The sequence below is a fragment of the Atribacter sp. genome (genome assembly GCF_035418125.1).
Lineage (GTDB): Bacteria > Atribacterota > Atribacteria > Atribacterales > Atribacteraceae > Atribacter > Atribacter allofermentans.
In genome coordinates this window covers 1-2,457 of the sequence record NZ_DAOLQM010000300.1, presented here as the reverse complement: position 1 = coordinate 2,457, position 2,457 = coordinate 1, and the positions used below count along the sequence as shown (strand labels likewise).

3 protein-coding genes are annotated in these 2,457 nt (G+C 42.1%); all 3 read right to left on the bottom strand.

Features of this window, described 5'->3' with window-relative positions; genetic code table 11:
- Positions 1 to 90: 90 nt before the first annotated feature.
- Positions 91 to 1,071, bottom strand: coding sequence for an ABC transporter ATP-binding protein (locus tag PLK24_RS10775; RefSeq protein WP_324479015.1), 981 nt, complete (start codon positions 1,069 to 1,071; stop codon positions 91 to 93).
- Positions 1,056 to 2,021, bottom strand: coding sequence for an ABC transporter ATP-binding protein (locus PLK24_RS10770; RefSeq protein WP_433872974.1), 966 nt, complete (start codon positions 2,019 to 2,021; stop codon positions 1,056 to 1,058). The genes PLK24_RS10775 and PLK24_RS10770 overlap by 16 nt, the downstream gene beginning before the upstream one ends.
- Positions 2,022 to 2,026: 5 nt before the next feature.
- A partial coding sequence (locus tag PLK24_RS10765) for an ABC transporter permease (protein WP_324479011.1) occupies positions 2,027 to 2,457 on the bottom strand: 431 nt, incomplete at its 5' end.

The following is a 2,457-nucleotide window of genomic DNA, read 5'->3' as shown; positions in this document are numbered from 1 at the left end:
TGAGATTGCCACGACCTCAAAAAACCAGGTCTCGCAATGACGAGCCAGAGTTCCTTCTCCCTCTAATCCTCTCCCATTTCATGATCTTTATTACGAATCACCCAAGTCATTATATAAATGACAGTAGACAAAATGCTCAGAGGTAATAGCTTTCCTATCCGGTATTTCCTTAGAACAAATATCCATTTGTTGAGGACAACGAGTATGGAATCGACATCCAGTTGGCGGATTTAGAGGACTGGGAGGATCTCCTTCAAGAATTAAGCGATCCTTTTTCAGGGTAGGATCGGGGACGGGTATTGACGAAAGAAGTGCCATAGTATAAGGATGGAGTGGGTTTTCGAATATTTCATCTGTTGGAGCTGTTTCAACAATTCTTCCTAAATACATGACGGCTATTCGGTTACTAATATGCTTTACCACACTCAGGTCATGAGAGATAAAGAGATATGTGAGCTTCATTTCCTGTTGAAGATCAATGAGTAAATTTAAAATTTGAGCCTGAATAGAAACGTCAAGAGCCGAAACCGGTTCGTCACACACGATAAAATCTGGTTTTAAAATCAATGCTCGGGCTATTCCTATTCTTTGACGTTGTCCCCCGGAAAATTCATGAGGATATCGCTTGAGGTCCTCCTGAGTTAAGCCCACCTTTTCTATAGTTTCATCTAAACGTTTTTTCCGATCTTGAGAATTGGACATTCCATGGATAATCAAAGGCTCTTCAAGAATAAACCGAATCGACTTACGAGGATTCAAAGACGCAAAGGGATCTTGAAAGACAATTTGCATCTTTTTACGATAAGGCTTAAAATTCTTTTCTGGGATTTTTAATAGATTTTGGTTCTCATAGATAATTTTCCCCGCAGTTGGCTCAATTAAGCGAAGAATACATCGTCCTAAAGTACTTTTTCCACAACCAGACTCTCCAACCAATCCAAGGGTTTCTCCGCTCAATATGTCGAGGCCAACAGCATTGACCGCATCAACCACTCCCTTTTCATTGGTGGTTTGGTCATATAAGTAAAATTGTTTGCTTAGCTGTTGCAGGGATATCAATAAAGGTGACATGCGACCCAGTGATCCTTTTCAATTTCTTTTAATAATGGTTCGGTGGTTGAGCAAATCGTCATTTTTTTAGAACAACGGGGATGGAATCGGCATCCACCCGGGGGAAAACATAGATTGGGAACTCTTCCTGGGATTGATTCCAAACGTTGCCGATCCCTCTGAATTCGGGGAATGGCATTTAATAGAGAAACGGTGTAAGGGTGACGGGTATTTGAAAAGATGGAATAAACATCAGCTCTTTCAACGATTTTTCCAGCATACATGACCGCAACTTGCTGACAGGTTTCAGCTACAATACCTAAATCATGGGTGATGAGAAGGACCGCAGTTTGAAATTCCCTCTTAAGATCGTTAATAAGTGAGATGATTTGAGCTTGTATAGTCACATCAAGAGCAGTGGTTGGTTCGTCGGCGATTAAAAGAGCTGGGCGGCAAGCTAAAGCCATAGCAATCATGACTCTCTGTCGCATCCCACCACTCATTTGATGGGGGTATTCTCTGAACCGTCTTTTTGGTTCGGGTATGCGCACTCTTTTTAGAAGTTCAATGGCTTGTTTTTCTGCTTCTGGTATACTAAGTTTTTGATGGATAGTCAGCACTTCAACAATTTCCTTTCCGACAGGAAATACCGGATCCAGGGAGGTCATTGGTTCTTGAAAAATCATTGAAATTTTTTTCCCTCGGATGGTATACATTTCCTCTTCGGTTTTTTTAACTAGATCATCGCCTAAAAAGATGATTTGACCATCCACAATTTTTCCCTGGGGTTTGGGATAGAGTTTTAAAATGGAGAGGGCAGTCATACTTTTCCCGCAACCTGATTCACCAACCAACCCGAGGGTTTGGTTGGCAGCTATATTAAGGTCAACCCCATCAACAGCCTGGACAATTCCTGATGGAGTGGTCAGATAAGTTTTTAAATTATTGATTTGGAGAATAATATCATTCATAGTTTTCATACTCGTAAACGCGGATCAAGAGCATCGCGTAGACCATCTCCTAAGAGGTTTAACCCTAATACCGACAACATAATCGCTAAGCCCGGGAAGGTTGCTGCCCACCAGGCTCCTGAAGTTAGAAATTGTCGACTATTGGAAAGCATCGATCCCCATTCGGGTGTGGGTGGAAGAGCCCCGAGTCCTAAAAAGCCTAAAGCTGCAGCATCGAGAATAGCCCCGGCAACACTCAGGGTGGAATATACAATAACCGGAGCCAGGGCATTAGGAAGGATATGATGCCAAATAATCCGGAAATGGGAGGCTCCTAAGGCTTTTTCAGCTTCAATATAATCCATTTCTTTGATCACTAAAATAGCACTTCGAACCACTCGGGCCATCTGGGGAATATAAACGATTCCAATAGCGATCATGGCTTTTTCTAATCCTG